General features: G+C 68.0%; 20 protein-coding genes. 12 read left to right on the top strand and 8 right to left on the bottom strand.

Annotated elements, in window-relative coordinates:
- Positions 1 to 175: 175 nt before the first annotated feature.
- Entirely contained in the window at positions 176 to 520 is a 345-nt protein-coding gene (locus tag G3I17_RS21575) for a DNA-binding protein (RefSeq protein WP_164599072.1), read from the bottom strand.
- Positions 520 to 1,149, bottom strand: coding sequence for a nucleotidyltransferase domain-containing protein (locus tag G3I17_RS21580; RefSeq protein WP_164599074.1), 630 nt, complete (start codon positions 1,147 to 1,149; stop codon positions 520 to 522). Before G3I17_RS21580 ends, G3I17_RS21575 begins: the two co-directional genes overlap by 1 nt.
- A 126-nt stretch (positions 1,150 to 1,275) precedes the next feature.
- On the opposite strand from G3I17_RS21580, the gene G3I17_RS21585 reads away from it, so the two are divergent.
- On the top strand, positions 1,276 to 2,898 hold the full coding sequence (locus tag G3I17_RS21585; RefSeq protein ID WP_164599076.1) for an AMP-binding protein: 1,623 nt from the start codon (positions 1,276 to 1,278) through the stop codon (positions 2,896 to 2,898).
- Here the strand turns inward: G3I17_RS21585 and G3I17_RS21590 are convergent.
- Positions 2,834 to 4,003: an MFS transporter gene (locus G3I17_RS21590; RefSeq protein WP_203590548.1), complete on the bottom strand. Its 1,170-nt coding sequence runs from the start codon at positions 4,001 to 4,003 to the stop codon at positions 2,834 to 2,836. The genes G3I17_RS21585 and G3I17_RS21590 overlap by 65 nt on opposite strands.
- Positions 4,004 to 4,041: 38 nt before the next feature.
- On the opposite strand from G3I17_RS21590, the gene G3I17_RS21595 reads away from it, so the two are divergent.
- The 9 genes from G3I17_RS21595 (at position 4,042) to G3I17_RS21635 (ending at position 12,559) form a co-directional block, all read left to right on the top strand.
- Positions 4,042 to 4,479, top strand: a complete 438-nt coding sequence (locus G3I17_RS21595) for a helix-turn-helix domain-containing protein (RefSeq protein ID WP_164599078.1) — start codon at positions 4,042 to 4,044, stop codon at positions 4,477 to 4,479.
- Between the two features lie 144 nt (positions 4,480 to 4,623).
- Positions 4,624 to 5,934: an MSMEG_0569 family flavin-dependent oxidoreductase gene (locus G3I17_RS21600; RefSeq protein WP_164599080.1), complete on the top strand. Its 1,311-nt coding sequence runs from the start codon at positions 4,624 to 4,626 to the stop codon at positions 5,932 to 5,934.
- 10 nt (positions 5,935 to 5,944) lie between these two features.
- Complete coding sequence (locus tag G3I17_RS21605; RefSeq protein WP_164599082.1) at positions 5,945 to 6,763, top strand: amidohydrolase family protein; 819 nt, start codon at positions 5,945 to 5,947, stop codon at positions 6,761 to 6,763.
- Positions 6,764 to 6,803: 40 nt separating this feature from the next.
- A complete protein-coding gene (locus G3I17_RS21610; protein WP_164599084.1) occupies positions 6,804 to 7,325 on the top strand; it encodes an MSMEG_0572/Sll0783 family nitrogen starvation response protein in 522 nt (173 codons plus the stop codon).
- A gap of 10 nt (positions 7,326 to 7,335) precedes the next feature.
- Positions 7,336 to 8,406, top strand: a complete 1,071-nt coding sequence (locus G3I17_RS21615; protein ID WP_164599085.1) for an MSMEG_0568 family radical SAM protein — start codon at positions 7,336 to 7,338, stop codon at positions 8,404 to 8,406.
- Complete coding sequence (locus G3I17_RS21620) at positions 8,403 to 9,818, top strand: MSMEG_0567/sll0787 family protein (RefSeq protein WP_164599088.1); 1,416 nt, start codon at positions 8,403 to 8,405, stop codon at positions 9,816 to 9,818. Before G3I17_RS21615 ends, G3I17_RS21620 begins: the two co-directional genes overlap by 4 nt.
- Positions 9,815 to 10,654, top strand: a complete 840-nt coding sequence (locus tag G3I17_RS21625) for a carbon-nitrogen hydrolase family protein (RefSeq protein ID WP_164599090.1) — start codon at positions 9,815 to 9,817, stop codon at positions 10,652 to 10,654. Before G3I17_RS21620 ends, G3I17_RS21625 begins: the two co-directional genes overlap by 4 nt.
- A gap of 1 nt (position 10,655) precedes the next feature.
- Positions 10,656 to 11,471 (top strand): carbon-nitrogen hydrolase family protein, encoded by an 816-nt coding sequence (locus G3I17_RS21630; RefSeq protein WP_343238370.1) that lies wholly within the window; start codon positions 10,656 to 10,658, stop codon positions 11,469 to 11,471.
- Positions 11,471 to 12,559, top strand: coding sequence for an MSMEG_0565 family glycosyltransferase (locus tag G3I17_RS21635; RefSeq protein WP_239062743.1), 1,089 nt, complete (start codon positions 11,471 to 11,473; stop codon positions 12,557 to 12,559). Before G3I17_RS21630 ends, G3I17_RS21635 begins: the two co-directional genes overlap by 1 nt.
- Here G3I17_RS21635 and G3I17_RS21640 read toward each other — a convergent pair.
- The 4 genes from G3I17_RS21640 to G3I17_RS21655 form a co-directional block, all read right to left on the bottom strand.
- Complete coding sequence (locus tag G3I17_RS21640) at positions 12,556 to 13,029, bottom strand: GtrA family protein (protein ID WP_164599092.1); 474 nt, start codon at positions 13,027 to 13,029, stop codon at positions 12,556 to 12,558. The two genes, G3I17_RS21635 and G3I17_RS21640, sit on opposite strands and share 4 nt — an antisense overlap.
- Before the next feature lie 34 nt (positions 13,030 to 13,063).
- Positions 13,064 to 14,017 carry a R2-like ligand-binding oxidase gene (locus tag G3I17_RS21645; protein WP_164599094.1) on the bottom strand — a complete coding sequence of 318 codons (954 nt, stop codon included), beginning with the start codon at positions 14,015 to 14,017 and terminating at the stop codon, positions 13,064 to 13,066.
- Entirely contained in the window at positions 14,017 to 14,601 is a 585-nt protein-coding gene (locus G3I17_RS21650) for a TetR family transcriptional regulator (RefSeq protein ID WP_164599096.1), read from the bottom strand. Before G3I17_RS21650 ends, G3I17_RS21645 begins: the two co-directional genes overlap by 1 nt.
- Positions 14,602 to 14,663: 62 nt before the next feature.
- Complete coding sequence (locus G3I17_RS21655) at positions 14,664 to 15,584, bottom strand: TauD/TfdA family dioxygenase (RefSeq protein WP_164599098.1); 921 nt, start codon at positions 15,582 to 15,584, stop codon at positions 14,664 to 14,666.
- A gap of 90 nt (positions 15,585 to 15,674) precedes the next feature.
- On the opposite strand from G3I17_RS21655, the gene larE reads away from it, so the two are divergent.
- Together larE and G3I17_RS21665 are read left to right on the top strand one after the other, a co-directional pair.
- Positions 15,675 to 17,144, top strand: a complete 1,470-nt coding sequence (gene larE / locus G3I17_RS42170) for an ATP-dependent sacrificial sulfur transferase LarE (RefSeq protein ID WP_164599100.1) — start codon at positions 15,675 to 15,677, stop codon at positions 17,142 to 17,144.
- Between the two features lie 181 nt (positions 17,145 to 17,325).
- Positions 17,326 to 17,709, top strand: a complete 384-nt coding sequence (locus G3I17_RS21665) for a cold-shock protein (protein ID WP_164599102.1) — start codon at positions 17,326 to 17,328, stop codon at positions 17,707 to 17,709.
- On the opposite strand, the gene G3I17_RS21670 is transcribed toward G3I17_RS21665, so the two are convergent.
- Positions 17,698 to 18,174 (bottom strand): TetR/AcrR family transcriptional regulator C-terminal domain-containing protein, encoded by a 477-nt coding sequence (locus tag G3I17_RS21670; RefSeq protein WP_164599104.1) that lies wholly within the window; start codon positions 18,172 to 18,174, stop codon positions 17,698 to 17,700. The two genes, G3I17_RS21665 and G3I17_RS21670, sit on opposite strands and share 12 nt — an antisense overlap.
- Positions 18,175 to 18,268 lie beyond the last annotated feature (94 nt).

Here is an 18,268-nt window from a genome sequence, read left to right on the forward strand (position 1 = left end):
CGTCGCCGCTCAGCAAAACCCCAAGCAGGCGGGCCGAATGCCAGGTGACTCTCGTCCGGTCGCCGGGCGGGGCAGGATCGCCAATTGACCCCGGTGCGCCGACAGGAGTGAGGCGGGATCGCCAGCCGAGCTGGCCAATGGTGCTGAATCGACCGCCGGGGCAGGCCCGTTCTGTTCAACCCTTGCAGGCGAGCTGGGCGGTCTCAAGCAACCTGGTTGCCCAGTCCACGCTCTTGCTCGCATCTGCCGCGCAGATCGACTCTGCCTGGTACTGCGACTTCGCCTTGAGCCTGAGCAGGCGTGAGAACGTGCTGCTGACCTCTCGGCCGACCGGACCGGCCGATTTCAACTCGGCGACTGCCTCGGCGTGGTTGTCCGCCTTGCGGGTCCTGCCGGTCAGGGTCAGGCAGATCGCGTCCTTCGAGTTGATGCCCGAGGTGACCGCGTTCGACGCCGCTGCGTTGAACAGTTCCAGGTCGTTGGTGAGTTCAGCGGCTCGGGCTTCGTCCAGGGCCGGCATCAAACTGTCTTTCGGTTGAGGGTTTGGTGGGGTGGAGTGCCGGCGACGGGGACGGCGTCGCGGCGGAGTTCGGTGATGATGCGCTCGCGGCGGCGGATGAGCCGCTGGAGTTCGGTGCTGCTGTACTCGACGATCTCGCAAGGGTTGCCGGACCAGCGGGTGGCGTGGTCGGCGAGGGTTTCGAGCTGCGCCAGCCAGCGCGGGTCCGAGTCGGAGACCTCGTCCGGGCGCACCACCAGGACGTCGATGTCGCTGTCCGGTCCGCCTTGTCCTCGGGAGGTGGAGCCGAACAGCCAGACGGCGGCAGCGGGCACCTCCCAGGTCTCCGCCTCGGCCCGGAGGCGACTGATGAAGCGGTCCCGGAGGTTCGCCAGTTCACCGATCGCAGCTGCGGCGACGTGCTCCCGGTTCAAGGTGTACAGCTTCGCGCGACCGGCCGGCTCCGCGGCGACGAGGCCGTTGCGGACCAGTTCGTCGAGGACCCGCTGGACTCCGCTCGTGCTCGCGGGCGGGTCAAGCAGGCCGGCGACGGCGCGGCCGGTCAGTGCTTGTTCGGTCCTGGCCAGCACGCTCAGTACCCGGCCGTGAAGCCCGGGAAGGGCAGCGGAGATCGGTTCCGAGAAGTCCATAGCCGTTCACCTCCTATATGACCACTATAACGGTCATGTGCCCACTTAGTCGGTCATATGGCCGATTAAGTGGGCGATCGTCCGTGTCGTCTTGTCGGGGGCGGGGTGGCGGGTGACGATGGCGGGATGAGTCTGCCTTCCTATGCGTCCGGGGTTTCTGAGGTGCCGTTGCTGGGGGAGACGATTGGGGAGAACCTCAGACGGACCGTGGCGAAGTACGGCGAGCGGGACGCGCTGGTGGAGGTACAGAGTGGGCGGCGGTGGACGTACGCCGAGTTCGGTGCCGACGTGGACGAGTTCGCTCGGGGGCTGATGGCGAAGGGGATCGCCAAGGGGGATCGGGTCGGGATCTGGGCGCCCAACTGTGCCGAGTGGACCATCACGCAGTACGCGACGGCGGCGATCGGGGCGATTCTGGTCAACCTCAATCCGGCGTACCGGACGCATGAGCTCGGCTTTGCGCTTAATCAGTCCGGGGTGAAGTTGCTCATCTCGGCGACCGAGTTCAAGACCAGCGAGTATCGCAAGATGGTCGACGAGGTGCGGCCGGACTGTGCGGCGCTGGAGGCCGTTGTCTACATCGGTGCGCCGGATTGGGACGCCGTGGTCGAGGCGGCCGGTCAGGTCAGCCAGGCCGAGCTGGACGAGCGTGCGAGCCAGCTGAGCTTCGACGACCCCATCAACATCCAGTACACCAGCGGCACCACCGGCTTCCCCAAGGGCGCGACGCTGAGCCACCACAACATCCTCAACAACGGGTACTTCGTCACCGAGACGATCGGCTTCGGCCCGGACGACCGGCTTTGCATCCCAGTGCCCTTCTACCACTGCTTCGGCATGGTGATGGCCAATCTCGGCTGTACCACCCACGGTTCCTGCATGGTCATCCCCGGCCCAGCCTTCGACCCGGCGGCCAGCCTCCAAGCGGTTCAGGACGAGCGCTGCACCGGCCTGTACGGCGTACCGACGATGTTCATCGCCGAGCTCGGGCTGCCGAACTTCGCGGAGTACGACCTGAGCAGCCTGCGGACCGGCGTGATGGCCGGCTCGCCCTGCCCGGTCGAGGTGATGAAGCGCTGCGTCGCCGACATGCACATGGCCGAGGTCGCCATCTGTTACGGCATGACCGAGACCTCGCCGGTCTCCACGCAGACCCGCCGCGACGACGACCTCGATCGCCGTACGTCGACAGTCGGTCGCGTGATGCCCCACGTCGAGGTGAAACTCGTCGACCCCGTGACCGGCCTCGTCGTGCCGCGAGGTGAACCGGGTGAGCTCTGCACCCGCGGGTACTCCGTCATGCTCGGCTACTGGGACGAGCCCGAGAAGACCGCCGAGGCGATCGACCAGGCCCGCTGGATGCACACCGGCGACCTCGCCACGATGCGCGACGACGACTACGTCAACATCGTCGGCCGGATCAAGGACATGGTGATCCGCGGCGGCGAGAACGTGTACCCGCGCGAGATCGAGGAGTTCCTCTACACGCACCCCGATATCGCCGACGTACAGGTGATCGGCGTACCGGACGACCGGTACGGCGAGGAGCTGTGCGCGTGGATCAAACTCAAGGACGGCGCACCGCCCCTCGATGCGGCGGCGGTGAAGGAGTTCGCCACCGGCAAGCTCGCGCGATTCAAGATCCCGCGCTACGTCTTGCTGGTCGACGACTTCCCGATGACGGTCACCGGGAAGATCCGGAAGATCGAGATGCGGGAGAAGTCACTCGCCCTGCTCGGACTGCAGTAGCCACCGCGCCCAGGCTGAAGGTTGCCCCAAGCAAGCAAACCGCTGTCCACCCAGACCACGAGTAGAGCGTGGTCGACAGGATCGCGCCCAGTCCGCTGCCGGCCGAGTAGAAGATCATGTAGCCGCCGATGAGCCGGCTGCCGGCTGAAGGTCGCAACTCGATGATCCGGCTCTGGTTGCTGACATGCACGGCCTGTACTGCGAGGTCGAGCACGATCGCGCCGATCGCCAATGCCCACAGCGAGCGTGGGGTCCAGACGATCAGTAGCCAGCTCGATGCCAGCAGCACTGAAGCTCCCGTCGTCACCAGTTGCCCATGGCCCCGATCATTGAGTCGCCCAGCCGGTCCCGCAGCGAGTGCGCCTGCTGCCGCGATCAGTCCGAACGCCCCGATCTCCGTGTGCGTCAATGACTGCTCGGTGAGTGGCAGAACCACCGAGCTCCACAAGGTACTGAAGGCCGCGAAGATGAAGAACGCCATGAGTGAGCGTGCCCTGAAGACCGGCTCCTCGCGCCAAAGAGTCACGGTCGAACGCAGCAGTGCGGGGTACGAAAGCTGAGCCCGAGGCTGCGGTGCTGCCTTGAACAACGACAGCGCGATCAGCAGGCTCAGCCCGCAGGAGATCAGGTAGACCGATCGCCAGCCGGCCAGGTCGGTCAGCAGGCCTGACGTCGTCCGGGCGAGGAGGATGCCGATCACGATGCCGCTGGTGACCGTGCCGACGGCGCGCCCTCGCTCAGCCGGGGCGCTCAGTGATGCAGCGAACGCGACCAGGGATTGAGTGACGACGGCGAGCAGGCCCACCGCGGCCAGGCCGATCAGCAACATCGCGGCATTGCGGGCGACCCCGACCAGCAGCAGGGCCACTGCGAGCAAGGCGAACTGCGCGCGGATCAGTCGGCGCCGGTCGAGAAGGTCTCCCAGCGGTACGAGGAAGAACAGGCCGAGTCCGTAGCCGAGCTGGGTGACGGTGACGAAGGCGCCGACCGTGCCCGGTGCGATGCCGAGATCGGCGCCCATCGTGACCAGCAGCGGCTGGGCGAAGTACACGTTGGCGACCGCGACACCGGCCGCCACCGCCAGGAACAGCCTCTGAGGTTGCATCTTGCAACCGTATAGCGAAGTGGTAGCATTTTGCAACCATGGTCAAGCGAACGAGTTTCGGCGACGCGGACTGCCCGGTCGCGCGGTCCGTCGACGAGGTCGGCGACTGGTGGTCGCTGCTGATCGTGCGGGACGCGTTCGACGGGAGCCGCCGGTTCGGTGAGTTCCAGCGCAGCCTCGGCGTCGCCAAGAACATCCTCAGCGCCCGGCTCAAAGCCCTCACCGACAACGGCATCCTCACCACGGAACCGGCCGGCGCCCACCACGAGTACGTGCTGACCGCCAAGGGTGAGGCGCTCTTCCCGGTCATCGTCGCGCTGCGCCAATGGGGTGAGGCCTTCTCCTTCGAGCCCGGCGAGCCGCACTCGGAGCTCCTCGACCGCCGCGACGGCAAACCGCTGAAATCGTTGGAGATTCACGCTGCCGACGGCCGCCTCGTCACCCCCGCGGAGACCGAGGTCCGCAAGCTCGCCTGACAGTAGGTGAGAGTTCCTCGTTACCCACCCGAAACGTCCGGGGGCGATTCGGAAACCGGAGTTTGTTCCGGGGGCAATCGTGCGGCAATCAGGCGGTCCTTCACTGGATGACATCCAGGCAGGACCGAATCCCCGGGAGCCGACATGCCACAGGTCAGTCTTCGAGACGGCGCGCACTACCCGGTGGTCGTCGTCGGTGGCGGCCAGGCCGGGCTGGCGACGAGCTGGGAGCTGACCGCCTGCGGCCTCGACCACGTCGTCATCGAGGCCGACCGGGTCGGCAGCGAGTGGCGCAACCGTCGCTGGGACTCCTTCTGCCTGGTCACCCCGAACTGGCAGTGCCGCCTCCCCGGCTTCCCGTACTCCGGTCCGGATGGCGACGGCTTCATGCTCCGCGACGAGATCGTGGCCTACCTGGAGGAGTACGCGCACGCCTTCGACGTACCGCTGGCCGAAGGCGTCCGGGCGACGAGCCTGGAGCAGTCCGCGCAAGGCTTCACCCTGACCACGGACGCCGCCACCGTGACGGCCGACCAGGTCGTCCTCGCGACCGGCCCGTACCACCGACCGAAGCTCCCGCGTTTCGCCGAGCGCTTGCCCGACGGGGTGCAGCAGGTCCACTCGTCGCAGTACCGGAATCCCTCCCAGCTGGACGAGGGCGAGGTCCTCGTGGTCGGCACCGGCCAGTCGGGCTGCCAGATCGCCGAAGACCTGCACCTCGCGGGCCGCCAGGTCCATCTCGTGACGGGCTCAGCGCCGAGGGTCGCACGGTTCTACCGCGGTAAGGATGTCGTCGCCTGGCTCGAGGAGATGGGTTACTACGCCAAGGGGATCGACGAGTTCGACGACGTCGACGCCGTCCGGTTCCGGGTCAACCACTACGTCACCGGCCGCGATGGCGGTCGCGACATCGATCTTCGCCGGTTCGCGATGGAGGGCATGAAGCTCTACGGCCGGCTGGTCGGCACCGACGGCAGCACCCTCTCCTTCCAGCCTGACCTCAAAGCCAACCTCGATCACGCCGACGCGGTCTCCGAAGGCATCAAGGATTCCATCGACGCCCACATCGCCGCCGGCGGCATCGAGGCGCCGGACGAAGCCCGCTATCAGCCAGTCTGGGAACCGCCGACAGAGCCGGAAAACCTAAGCCTGCAAGGCATCAGCGCCGTCGTCTGGAGCACCGGTTTCAGTCGCGACGACGGCTGGATCCGCGTCCCGGTCTTCGACGGTCGCGGCTACCCGACACATCACCGCGGGGTGACGAGCGTCCCCGGTCTGTACTTCGTCGGCCTGCCCTGGCAGCACACCTGGGGCTCCGGCCGCTTCGGTGGCGTGGCCGACGACGCGGCGTACCTGGCCGAGCAGATCGTCCAGCGCCGGATGCAGACCGGCGTCCGCTGGATCGCCGGGCTGCCCCGCTCTCAACAGTCTCATTCAACTCCGGCAGTTGCGTAGGGCAATAGACATGTCGACATCCGACGCGCACCGGCATCTCGGTGTCCTCCCGGCCTACCCCTTCTACGGCGGCCCACCGGTCAGTCCCGACCTCACCGCCCGCGCCACCATCGACGAGTTGCTCGCCGACCTCGATGCCGAGGGCACCGACCGCGCCCTGGTGATCCCCAACTACGGCGTACCGGACGTCGCGATCTCCTTTGGTTTCAACGAGCTCGTGGTCGAGGCGGCGGATCGTGACGACCGGATCCGGGCCGGCCTGTGGGTCTCGCCGCGACCGCAGGACGCCGAGCTGACGGCCAAGGCGCTCACCCTCGCGTCAGAGCCCGGCGTACGGGCGCTGAAGTTGAGCTTCCTGCTCGGCGGCCACCCGGCCGATGAGGACGTCCGGCCGCAGCTCGACGAGATCTTCAAGACGGCCAGGCGCAACAACCTGGTCGTCCACGTCCACACTTCGCCCGGCGCCGCGTCCGATATCGATCACATCGGTCACCTGGTCGAGACGTACGCCGCTGACGTCGCGCTCCATCTCGTCCACTTCGGTGGCGGGATGAGCGGGCACATCAAGCTGATCGGCTCGCGCTTCTTCGACTGGATCGAGGCGGGAAAGCGCGTCTACACCGATCTGTCCTGGGCGATCGGCTTCGCCCCGGCCTGGCTGGCCGCCGAGATCGAGCGGCGTGGCATCGGCCACGACCGGGTGCTGTTCGCCAGCGACCAGCCCTGGGGCGACCACGCCGGCGAACTAGCCAAGGTCCGCGCCGCGATGGGCGACGGCGAGCTCGGTGAGCTGGTCTTCCAGCGCACCTTCGAACACCTCTACGACTGACCGCTCTACCAGAACACCCCAACCCCGCAAGGAGCAAGACATGCCCGAACTGGCCGAACTGACCGAGCTCGAGACCAAGAGCCTGGAAGAGATCCCGCACCCGTCCCTGGCGCAGGGCTCCAGCATCTACGGCGGTACGAAGGTCTTCCCCGACTACCAGGCCGAGGACGGCGAGACCTATTTCACCCTGGTGCACGGCATCGCGCACGAGTCGTCGGTGAGCTTCGTCGCGATCCTGCAGGCGACCCGGGCACAGCGCAAGGGTTTCGAGTCGGCGATCTACTTCTACGGTCCCGGCTCGCTGAACTGTCTGGCGACGCGGGGCTTCCCGACCACCGGCAACTCGGCGTTCCCCGGCGAGCACAACATCAACGAGTCGCTGAAGACCTTCATCACCGAGGGCGGCAAGGTCTACTGCTGCCGGTTCGGGCTGTCGCTGCACGGCGCCCGCGAGGAGGACCTGATCGAGGGCGTCATCCCGACGCACCCGCTCGACGTCCAGGACGCGCTGATCCACTACGCCCGCAAGGGCGCCATCATCAACTCGACGTACATGTTCTGAGGGGATGGTCATGAGCGTTGGCACCGAAGAAACCCTGACAGCCCGGGCCGAGATGGCCGTGTACGGCGTACAGGTGGACGCGCCGGTCCGCCGCAGCAAGGGCGCCGGCCCGAGCGACGACGGGCACCTGGTCGTCGACGGTGCCAACGCGACCCTTCCGATCGTTGCTGACAGCCCCTACCAGGTGCGGGACGGCGCCGTGTTCCGCAACGGGCTCAACCTGGGGCTGTCGGTCGAGCCGGTCAGCCGGCCCAGGTTCTACGACCTGACGACGGCGGATGGCGTGCCGTACCAGCAGATCGCCTTGCTGCACGGGAAAGACGTGCTCGCCACCACCGTCGTCCAGACCTGCATCCGGTACGACGAATCGACGCGTTGCCGGTTCTGCTCGATCGAGGAATCGCTGCGTAGCGGTGCGACCGTCGCGGCCAAGACGCCCAAGCAACTGGCCGAGGTCGCCGAGGCGGCTGTGCGGCTCGACGGTATCAAGCAGATGGTGATGACCACGGGCACCACCACTGGCCCGGACCGCGGCGCGCGCAACCTGGTGCGCTGCGTCCGGGCGGTACTGGAAGCCGTTCCAGGCTTACCGATCCAGGTCCAGATCGAGCCGCCCGGCGACCTGTCCGTCATCACCGACCTGCACTCCGCGGGCGCAACCTCGATCGGCATCCACGTCGAGTCGCTGGACGATGAGGTCCGCCGCCGCTGGATGCCCGGCAAGTCGACCGTACCGCTCGCGGAGTACGACGCGGCTTGGGATGAGGCGGTCCGAGTTTTCGGCCACAACCGAGTCTCGACGTACCTCCTGATCGGTATGGGCGAAGACCCCGACGAGTTGGTCGCCGGTGCCGCCCGCCTGATCTCCCGAGGTATCTACCCCTTCGTAGTCCCACTTCGCCCGATGCTCGGCACTCTCGCCCGCACCGACGGTGTACTCCCACCCGACCCTCGCCTGGTCCGCGAAATCACCGCCCGCGTAGCCGCCCTGCTCACCGAAGCAGGGATGCGAGGCGCCGACCAATCCGCCGGCTGCGCGGCCTGCGGAGCCTGCAGCCTCCTCTCGGCAGCAGGCGCATGAGCACCGTGACTGATCCGGTACCGCCGCAGCTGACCGGAGTTCGGCGGGCCGCTGACGTCCTCGCCCTCCTGGGCGAGCCCCCTGCGGGGTCGAGGCCGTCCTTCCTCATCGAGGAAGCCGCCGACGCCGCGACCTTGCAGGCCTACTACGGCCTCCGCCGCCAGGCATTCGTCGACGCGCAAGGCCTGTTCACCGGCACTGATCTCGACGACCGCGACGAGGACCCTCGCACAGTCGTCCTGATCGGCCGCTCGCACTCCGGCGAGGTGGTAGGCGGTGTGCGCCTGGGCCCGGCAACCTCCGGCCCGGACATCGGCTGGTGGCAAGGCGGCCGGCTGGTGACGGCCGGCCCGGCTGCAGGTGCTGGCGCCGCGTTGGTGAGGGCTGCGTGTGCAAGGGCTGAGGCGGCTGGTGCGCTGCGCTTCGACGCGACTGTCCAGACCACGACGCACCGCTTCTTCCAACGACTCGGCTGGGAAACCGTCCGGCCAGTGCAGGTCGCCGGCACGCCGCACGTACTGATGCGCTGGCCGATCGGCCGCATCCAACGCCTGACCGCAGCAACGAAGAGCGAGCTGGGCGATCTCTTGCAAGGAATCGGCCCAGCCGGATTCATCGGCGACGACGGCGCCCCCGTGCCCGGAAGCGACCTGATAGCAGCCTGCGACGCCATCGTTCCATCCCTGGTCGAGCGCGACCCCGAGTGGGCCGGCTGGTGTTCTGTGCTGGTCAACGTCAATGACTTGGCGGCGATGGGCGCCGCCCCGGTCGGGCTGCTCGATTCGATCGGGGCGAGGGACAGTAGCTTCGCAGCCCGGATCTTGAGCGGCCTCAGGCAGGCGGCGCACGCGTACGGCGTACCGGTGCTCGGTGGGCACACGCAGTTCGGCGTACCGGCTTCGTTGAGTGTCACCGCGCTCGGCAAAGCAGAACGCCCGGTACCAGGTGGCGGCGGCAAGTCGGGGGATGCAGTCAGGTTGACCGCTGACCTTGGCGGTGGCTGGCGCGCCGGCTATGCGGGCCGGCAATGGGATTCGACCACGCACCGGCGCAGCGATGAGCTGCAGGCGATGGTGAAGGCAGTCGGCCAAGCCCAACCCGCAGCGGCCAAGGACGTCTCGATGGCCGGCGTCGTTGGCACGCTCGGGATGCTCGCCGAGGCTAGCGGCTGCGCGGCAGTACTGGACGTCGCCGACATCCCCAAGCCGGCCAGCGCATCGATGGGCGACTGGCTGACCTGCTTCCCGGGCTTCGCGATGCTCACCGCCGGACCGCAGGAGCTGCAAGCAGGACCGGCGGAGAGCCGTGTGTGTGGGCAACTGACCGACGGCCAAGGAGTGAGCCTCCGCTGGCCGGATGGCGAGATCACCGAGGTCATCCCGGCCGGGGTGACCGGAATGGGAGCGGCATGACCACCTTGCGGATGGCGGCCGTCGCCGCCAACTTCGACCGCGACCTCGAAGCCGACTTCCAGCGCATCGCCGGACTGATCGCCGAGGCTCGCGCTGCCGGAGTACAGCTCCTCGCCCTTCCCGAAGGCGCACTGGGCGGCTACTTGCTGAGCCTCGACGGTACTGCGGAGTCACCGCCGGCGTTTCAGCTGGACAGCAAGGAGATCTCGAGGCTCGCGCAACTGGCCGGCGACCTCACAGTGATCGCCGGGTACGCCGAGGCCGACGGCGGGCTGATCTACAACAGCGCCGTCTGCGTCAACGGCGACGGCGTCCTGGGCCACCATCGCAAGGTGCATCAACCGTTGCAGGAGGACGCGCACTACGCGGCGGGCGACCGCTTCGAGGCCTTCGATACGCCGGTCGGGCGGCTCGGCATGATGATCTGCTACGACAAGGCGTTCCCCGAAGCGGCGCGCACTCTCGCGATGGACGGGGCCCAGATCATCGCCTGCGTTTCTGCTTGGCCGGGCGCTCGGACCAACCCCGATCCCGATCTGGCGAAGGACCGCTGGAAGCGCCGCTTCGACCTCTTCGACCGCGCCCGCGCGCTCGAGAACCAGGTCGTCTGGTTGTCGGCCAACCAGTCCGGGATGTTCGGCGCGCTCCGCTTCGTGGCGAGCGCGAAGATCGTCGATCCCGGCGGCGAGATCATCGCCGACACCGGCGTCACCGAGGGGATGGCGATCGCCGAGCTCGACGTGGAGGCGGCCCTCGAACAGGCCCGGCGGTCGATGGGGCACCTGCGCGACCGACGGCCGGAGGCCTACGGGACGCCTGAGCTAGTACGGACCTGAGGTGCTCAAGATCGGAGCTGTCGCGGCCGGCTTCACCCGGGATCTGGAGTTCGACCTGGCCCGGGTGGAGCAGTTGATCCGGCACGGGCGGCGTGAGGAGGTACAGCTGCTGGTACTTCCGGACGCCGCGCTCGGTGGCTACCTCTCCGACCTGAGCCGCTCGGAACACGACGACCTGCCGCCTGCTCTCGAGCTGGACGATCCGCTGATCGCCAAGGTGATCGCGATGGCGGGGGAGATGGTGGTCTGCTTCGGTTTCTGCGAGGCCGCCGACGGCAACCGCTACAACACGGCGTTGTGCGTGACCGGCGACGGCGTACTGGGCCGGCATCGCAAGGTGCACCAGCCGCCGGGGGAGCGCGCCGTCTACTCGGCCGGCGACCGGTTCGAGGCCTTCGACACCCCGATCGGGCGGCTCGGCCTGATGATCGACTACGACAAGACGTTCCCGGAGTCGGCCCGCGCGCTCGCCGTCGACGGCGCCGAGCTGATCGGCTGCCTGAACGCGTGGCCGACGAGCATCACCAATCGCGCGCCCCGGATGAACGAGGACCGGCAGTCCCGCCTCTTCGACCTGTACGACCGGTCGCGCGCCGCCGAGAACCAGGTGTTCCTGGTCTCGTCCAACCTGACCGGCTCGATCGGCGGGATGCGTTTCCTCGGCCAGTCGAAGGTGGTCGGCCCCGGCGGCGACATCGTCGCCCGCACCTGGTCGAAGGCCGGGATCGCGATCGCGTCGGTCGACGTACGGGCCGAGATCGAGACGGCCCGGCGGGTGTTGCACCACCTCGACGAGCGACGCCCGGAGGCGTACTGATGACTAGGCCCTCGCCGAACCTGCGGATCGCTTTGCTGAGCTACTCGACCAAACCCCGCGGCGGCGTCGTCCACACGCTCTCGCTGGCCGAGGCGCTCGCCGCGATGGGCGCCGACGTCACGGTCTGGTCGCTCGGCCGCGGCGGTGACACCACCTTCTACCGCGCCGTCGACCCGCGCGTCCGGCTGTCGGTGGTCCCATTTCCGGACCAGGTTGATGAGGGAGTCGGTGACCGGATCCTGCGGTCGATCGCCGTACTGCGGAACGCGTTCGACGCGAGTGGTTACGACATCGTCCATGCGCAGGACTGCATCAGCGCGAACGCGGTCGGCCGCTGCATCCGTACGGTGCATCACCTCGACACCTTCACCACACCCGAGCTGGCCGCCTGCCACGAACGCGCCATCGTGACGCCGTACGCGCATCTGTGCGTCTCCACCGCCGTCGCCGCCGAGCTAGCCGCCGGATGGGGGCTCAAGGCAACGGTCATCCCGAACGGCGTCGACTCGGCTCGCTTCGCGGCCGCCTCTGGCGATTCCTTGGCGATTGCCCGTCAACGGGAGCGCTTCGGCCGGTACGTCGTAACCGTCGGCGGCATCGAGCCGCGCAAGGGGTCTCTGGAGCTCCTCGAAGCCTTCGCCCTGATCAACGATCCCGACCTCTCCCTGGTGATCGCCGGTGGCGAGACCCTCTTCGACTACCGCGACTACCGAGCGTCCTGGGAGAAGCGCGCCGCCGAGCTGGGCGTCGCCCCACTCGTGCTCGGCCCGGTCGCTGATCCGGAACTCCCGTCTTTGGTCGCCGCGGCCGAGGCCTTCGCCTTCCCTTCAGTCAAAGAGGGTTTCGGCCTCGCCCCACTCGAAGCCCTCGCCGCCGGCGTACCGCTGGTCGTCTCCGACCTCCCCGTCTTCCACGAGATCTTCGGTACCGCCGCCTCGTACGCCGCCGGCCCGGCCCAGCTCGCCCGGCAACTCACCACCCCACCTGACCAAGCTCGCCGCGCAGCCGGCCAGGCCCTCGCGAAGTCCTACACCTGGGAGGCCGCCGCAGCCGCCCACCTGGAGTTCTACACCCGGCTTCAGGACTAGCGTTGCCGGAAGACGATCCAGCGGAGGGCGCAGTACATGTAGATGCCTTCGCAGGCGCCGGCGATGATGCGGGCGAGGTGGTACTCGACGCCGAGCGCGCTGAGACCGGCGCCGGCGCCGATGATCCAGACCGCGTAGTTGATCACGACCACGACGACGTACACCGCGAGCTGCGGACCGACTGCGCTGTGCGAGTGGAAGTTGAGCGCCCGGTTGAGCACGTAGCTCAGCCCGAACGCGCAGCCGTACGCGATCGTGATCGACAGCCACAGCGGCAGGTGTACCCATGACCGCAGGATGGTGAGCAGCCCCAGATCCACCCCGAAGGTGAACCCGTTGATGACGATGAAGCCGAGCAGACTGGCCGGCACGACACCGGACAGTCCCCACGGCAGACGGCGGACGATCCCCGCCATCGCCTCACTGAACGACGCGCCACGTTGCTCGGCACGGGTCAGCACCGTTGTCATGGCCCCCAGCTTGCCAGACCCCCAAAAGCCGCTCTCAGCGGACGGCGGCCAGGGCGGCTGAGTCCTCGTCGCCGAAGACGTCTTCGAGCTTCTCGGGGGAGTAGTCGAGGTCGATACCGGCCACATCGGCCCCGACCGCCGACTCGATCGCGCCCAGGCGACGGGTGGCGCGGTCGCCGGCGTACATCATCAGGGCGGTCGGGTCGATCTCCGGCGGGATCTCCGGCATGGTCTCGAGTGCCCACTGGATCTGGGTGAGCGCGTGCGGGAGCAGGTCCTCCATCGTGTCGGTGACGACCTTCCAGTTGGATGCGTCAGCGGCGATATGACGGCGGCAGGTGAAGGTGCCCCAGGCCATGTGGCGCCGCTCGTCATCACCGATGCGGCGGACCAGCTCCTGCATGCCGGGGAGGACACCGCGCGCAGTACAGAGCAGGTTCCACGAGTGGTAGCCGGTCAGGGCCAGAGTGCCTTCTACTACGTGGTTGTAGGTGACAGAGGCCTTCACCTGGTTGGCGGGAGACGGGTCATTGGCCAGGGACTTCAGTGCGACCGGCAGTGCCTCGTAGAAGATCGCCCGGTAGCCGGGGTTGCTCTCGATGTACTTGTGCAGGTCGTCCTTGACTCCGACGGCGTCCAGCCACATCCGGAAGACCGCGGTGTGCTTGGCCTCCTCGAAACAGAACTGGGTCAGGTACATCTCGTCGCCGAGCCGGCCCTCCGCGGCCATCGCGGCCAGGAACGGCTGGATGTCCTCGGTGACGGCCTCCTCGCCGGCGATGAACTGCGCGCACAGCATCAGCGCGGCCTCGCGCTCGTTGCCGGTGAAGTTCTGCCAGTCGATCGCATCCTGGCTGAAGTCGATGTCGCGCGGGTTCCAGAACTTGCGGTTGCCCTTGTCGAACAGCCGCAGCGGCAGCGCGTCCCAGTTCAGCCCACCTTCCCGCAGCGAGCTGAAACCCTGCCGGTGCAGAGGATTGACCGTCATCACGACCTCCTGGTGCTGAGAAAGGGACCGAGCACCCGGGCGACCTGATCGGCGACCACGGCCGGAGCCGCACCGGGGTTGACGATGTGACTCAGTACTACGCGCAGCGCGACGTCCACGCAGGTGGTCGCGTCCTCAGCCGGTACCTCGGGCCAGTGCTCGCGAACGTGCGCGTCGAGCCGCTGATGGCTGAGCTCCAGTACCTGCTGGCCGCGGGTGGTCAGCAGCTGGCTGGCCTGGTCGGACCCCGGCTGACCGAGCGCGGCCTTCACCAGCGGGTTGTCTGACGCGAGATTGAGGGCGCACTCGACCGCGGCCCGCAGCCCGTCGATCGGGTCGGCGTGGGCGGCCAGCGCATCGTTCACCTCGACCAGGAAGCGCTCGGTCTCCCGCGCCGCGACGGCCTGCAGCACACCCCACTTGTCGCCGAACTCGTTGTAGACGGTCTGCCGCGAGACCCCGGTACGCCGCCCGACCTCCGCCATCCGCAACCCGTCGTACCCGCCGGCGACGATCGCGTCATAGGCGGAGTCGAGCAACTCGTCCCGCAGTCTGCGCTTGGTCCGGTCGCTGAACGAGTCCATGCGACTCAGGGTTTACATTTTGCTTCTAAATGTCAAGAGGTCAGGCATTCAGGCGAGTGGTGTCAAGCCGAGAAGTGCGTGGCGTCTCCCGTTCTCGGCGTACTGCGCACGCCGTCGACGCTGACCGGGATGTCGCCGGCGAGCGTGATCCGGTGCAGCCGGCGCGGCTGGTCGTCGTAGTCGGCGACCCCGTAGTGCTGGGTCGCGCGGTTGTCCCAGATCGCCAGGTCACCCGGCTGCCACTGCCAGCGGACGGTGTTGTCGAGGTTCGTGACGCGGTTCTGCAGCAGCTGGAACAGCGCGGTCGTCTCGGCCGAGCTGAGCCCGACGAAACGGCGGACGAAGTGACCCAGTACCAGCGAGCGCTCGCCCGTCTCGGGGTGAACGCGGACGACCGGGTGCTCGGTCTCGAACAGCTTCGAGACGAACTGCTCGCGATGCTTCTCGACCTTCACGTCCACGCCGCCGATCCGGACCTCGTCGGCCGCACCCACGTAGTCGTAGACGTTGCTGTGGACCGCCCACAGCTTGTCGACCAGCGACTGCAGCGCGACGGGGAGATTCGCGTAGGCCCTGACCGTGTTGGCCCAGGTGGTCGCGCCGCCGTACGCGGGCAGGGTGACGGCCCGGAGCAGGCTGATCGCCGGGATCCGGTCAACGAAGGTCACATCGGTGTGCCAGCTGTTGGCCTTGCCGTAGTCGGAGTCGATCGGTAGTACATGCTCGTTGCCGTCGAGGCTGGCCGAGGTCGGGTGGGCGAGCGTCGGGGTGCCGAGCAGCTTGGCGAAGGCGAGCTGGCCGGCGTCGTCGAGGTGCTGCTGGTCGCGGAAGAAGATGACTTTGTGGTCCAGCAGAGCCTGCCGGATCGCGCTGACGGTCTGCGGGCTGAGGTCGCCGCCGAGCGCGACGTTGCCGACGACGGCGCCGATCGCGCCACCCGCCTTGGTGACAGTGATCCCGGGTGCTTCGAGCTGAGTGGTCATAACACCTATAATCCGACTGAATTACTAGACTTATCGGCCGTTTCGGGATGCGAGACCGGTGGCCGGAGCAGGCAAAGTAAGGTTGGGGACGTGTCAACCGCCGAGATCCAGCCCAGCTCTCTGACCACCGATGTGCCTGAGCTGGTCGTCGGGTTCGACCTGGACATGACGCTGATCGACTCCCGGCCGGGGATCAAGGCCGTCTGGGATCTGCTGGTCGCCGAGACCGGCGTGGAGATCGACACCGAGCTCGTGGTGAGCCGGCTCGGGCCGCCGCTGACCTGGGAGATGGCCCACTGGTTCCCGGCTGACCAGATCGACGCGATGATCGCGCGGTACCGCGAGGTGTACCCGGACTACGCGATCACCGGCAGCCTGCCGCTGCCGGGGGTTGAGGAGTCGCTGGCCGCAGTACGGGCCCTCCGGGGACGCACTGTGGTGGTGTCGGCGAAGTACAGGCCCAGTGTGGAGTTGCACCTGCAGCACCTCGGTCTGGACGTTGACGAGCCTGTAGGTGACCTGCACGGGGCTGAGAAGGGCATTGCGCTGCGGGAGCACCAGGCGACCATCTATGTGGGCGACCACACGGCTGACATCGACGGTGCGCGCGCTGCTGGAGCAGTGGCGGTGTCTGTGGCCACTGGGCCGTTCACTGCGGATGAGCTGCGTGCCTACGGGGCAGACGTCGTACTGAACGACATGACTGAGTTCCCGGCCTGGCTGGACGAGTATGTGCTCGAGCAGCGGCTGGAAGCGCTCATGGAGCGCCTGTCCGGCTACGAGAGCCTGGTGGTCGCCTTCAGCGGTGGTGCCGACTCCGCCTTCCTGCTGGCTGCGGCTGCGCGCGCTATCGGCCCGGCGAACGTAGTAGCGGCTACTGCCGTCAGCCCCAGCCTGCCGGTGGCCGAGCTGGAGCCGGCCGCGCATTTCGCGGACAGCATCGGCGTCCGGCACGTCACGCCGCACACGCACGAGATGGACCGCGAGGGGTACCAGGCCAACGCCGGCGACCGGTGCTACTTCTGCAAGGCCGAGCTGGTCGAGACGCTGCAGCCGATCGCGGACGAGTTCGGCATCGAGGCGATCGCGACCGGGACGAACGCCGACGATGCGATCGCCGGGTTCCGGCCGGGGATCAAGGCCGCTTTCGAGCGCGGCGCGATCACCCCGCTGCGCGACGCCCGGCTGACCAAGGCGCAGATCCGCGAGGCGTCCCGCAGTTGGGGCCTCGAGACCTCCGACAAGCCGGCCGCGGCCTGCCTGTCCAGCCGGATCGCGTACGGCATCCGCATCACGCCGAACCTGCTCGTCCGGGTCGACCGCGCCGAGCAGGCGGTCCGCGATCACCTCGCGCCGTACGGCGTCCAGAACGTCCGCGTTCGCGACCTCGGGGAGTCGGCGAGTATCGAGATCGACGCGGCGCTGCTCGGCACGGTCGACAACGCCGCACTGGTCGAGCTGGTCCGTGCCGAGGGCTTTGCGGCGGCGGCGGTCGACGCCCGTGGCTTCCGCTCCGGATCGATGAACGAGCGCTTGAGCAATCCGGACCGCTACCGCTGAGATCCCGCCCCGGAGGGCCGCCCGGGGATTACGAGACCGGGGCGTGCGGAATCGTTGCCTCATCAGATAGTTTTCCAGAGGCGCGGGCACTCCGGGTCACGTACGCTGGGTAGTCGGCCCGGGCAGCCTGTCCCGGTACGACCTCCGTCCTGTTCCGCCGATAAACACCGAAGAGGTTCCCGTGCCTGTTGGCAAGGTCAAGTGGTATGACTCCGAGAAGGGGTTCGGCTTCCTCAGCAAAGAGGAAGGCGGGGACGTCTACGTCCGTGCGGAGGCGTTGCCGGCCGGTGTGACCAACCTCAAGCCGGGTCAGAAGGTCGAGTTCGGGGTCGTCGAGGGCCGCAAGGGTGAGCAGGCGTTGCAGGTCCGGCTGGTCGACCCGCCGCCGTCGGTGGCCAAGGCGATGCGGCCGAAGCCGGAGGACATGGCGCTCGTGATCGAGGACCTGATCAAGATGCTCGACAACATCGGCGAGGGCTACCGCCGCGGCCGCCACCCCGACAGCAAGGCCGCCCGCGGCGCCGCCACCGTCCTACGCGGAGTAGCCGACCGCCTAGACATCTGACCCCCTCCCCGCATTTCGGCGGGTGATGAGGGCCTCGATGCCGTCGAGGGTGGTGTTGAGGCCGAAGAAGAAGTCGTCGGCGTCGTAGTCGACATCGAAGTCCTCCGCGGGCCTCGACCGCAGGTTCCCGGCGATCGTCGGGTAGCGGTCGGGGTCCGCGAGCAGATTCAGCCGCTGGACGTAGAGCTGGTTGGCATCGGAACCCTCCGGTGTCAGATTGGAACTGATGGCGCCGGCGCCGCGGACGTAGATGTTCACCAGCAGCATCGCGGACAGGCTGTCCGCCGCGGTCAGCTCCGTCTCCTCGAAGGCGCGCAGGCCGTTCTCCATCCACTCCAGCTGCATCGGTGATAGCGGTGGCTCCACGATCGGCACCTGGAGCACCCACGGGTGCCGACGGATCGCGTCCCGGAACGCGACCGCCCAGGCGGTGATGCGTTCCCGCCAGTCCGCGCCGGGCTCCACCGGGGCGACCCCCGCCCCCAACCCCGGAACGCCGCGGCCCGGGGCGTGGCCCGTCTCGGGGGTTAACCCCTGAGACGGTGGGTTGCCCTGCCAG

The organism is Streptomyces sp. SID13031 (assembly GCF_010548305.1).
Taxonomy (GTDB): Bacteria; Actinomycetota; Actinomycetes; order Propionibacteriales; family Kribbellaceae; genus Kribbella.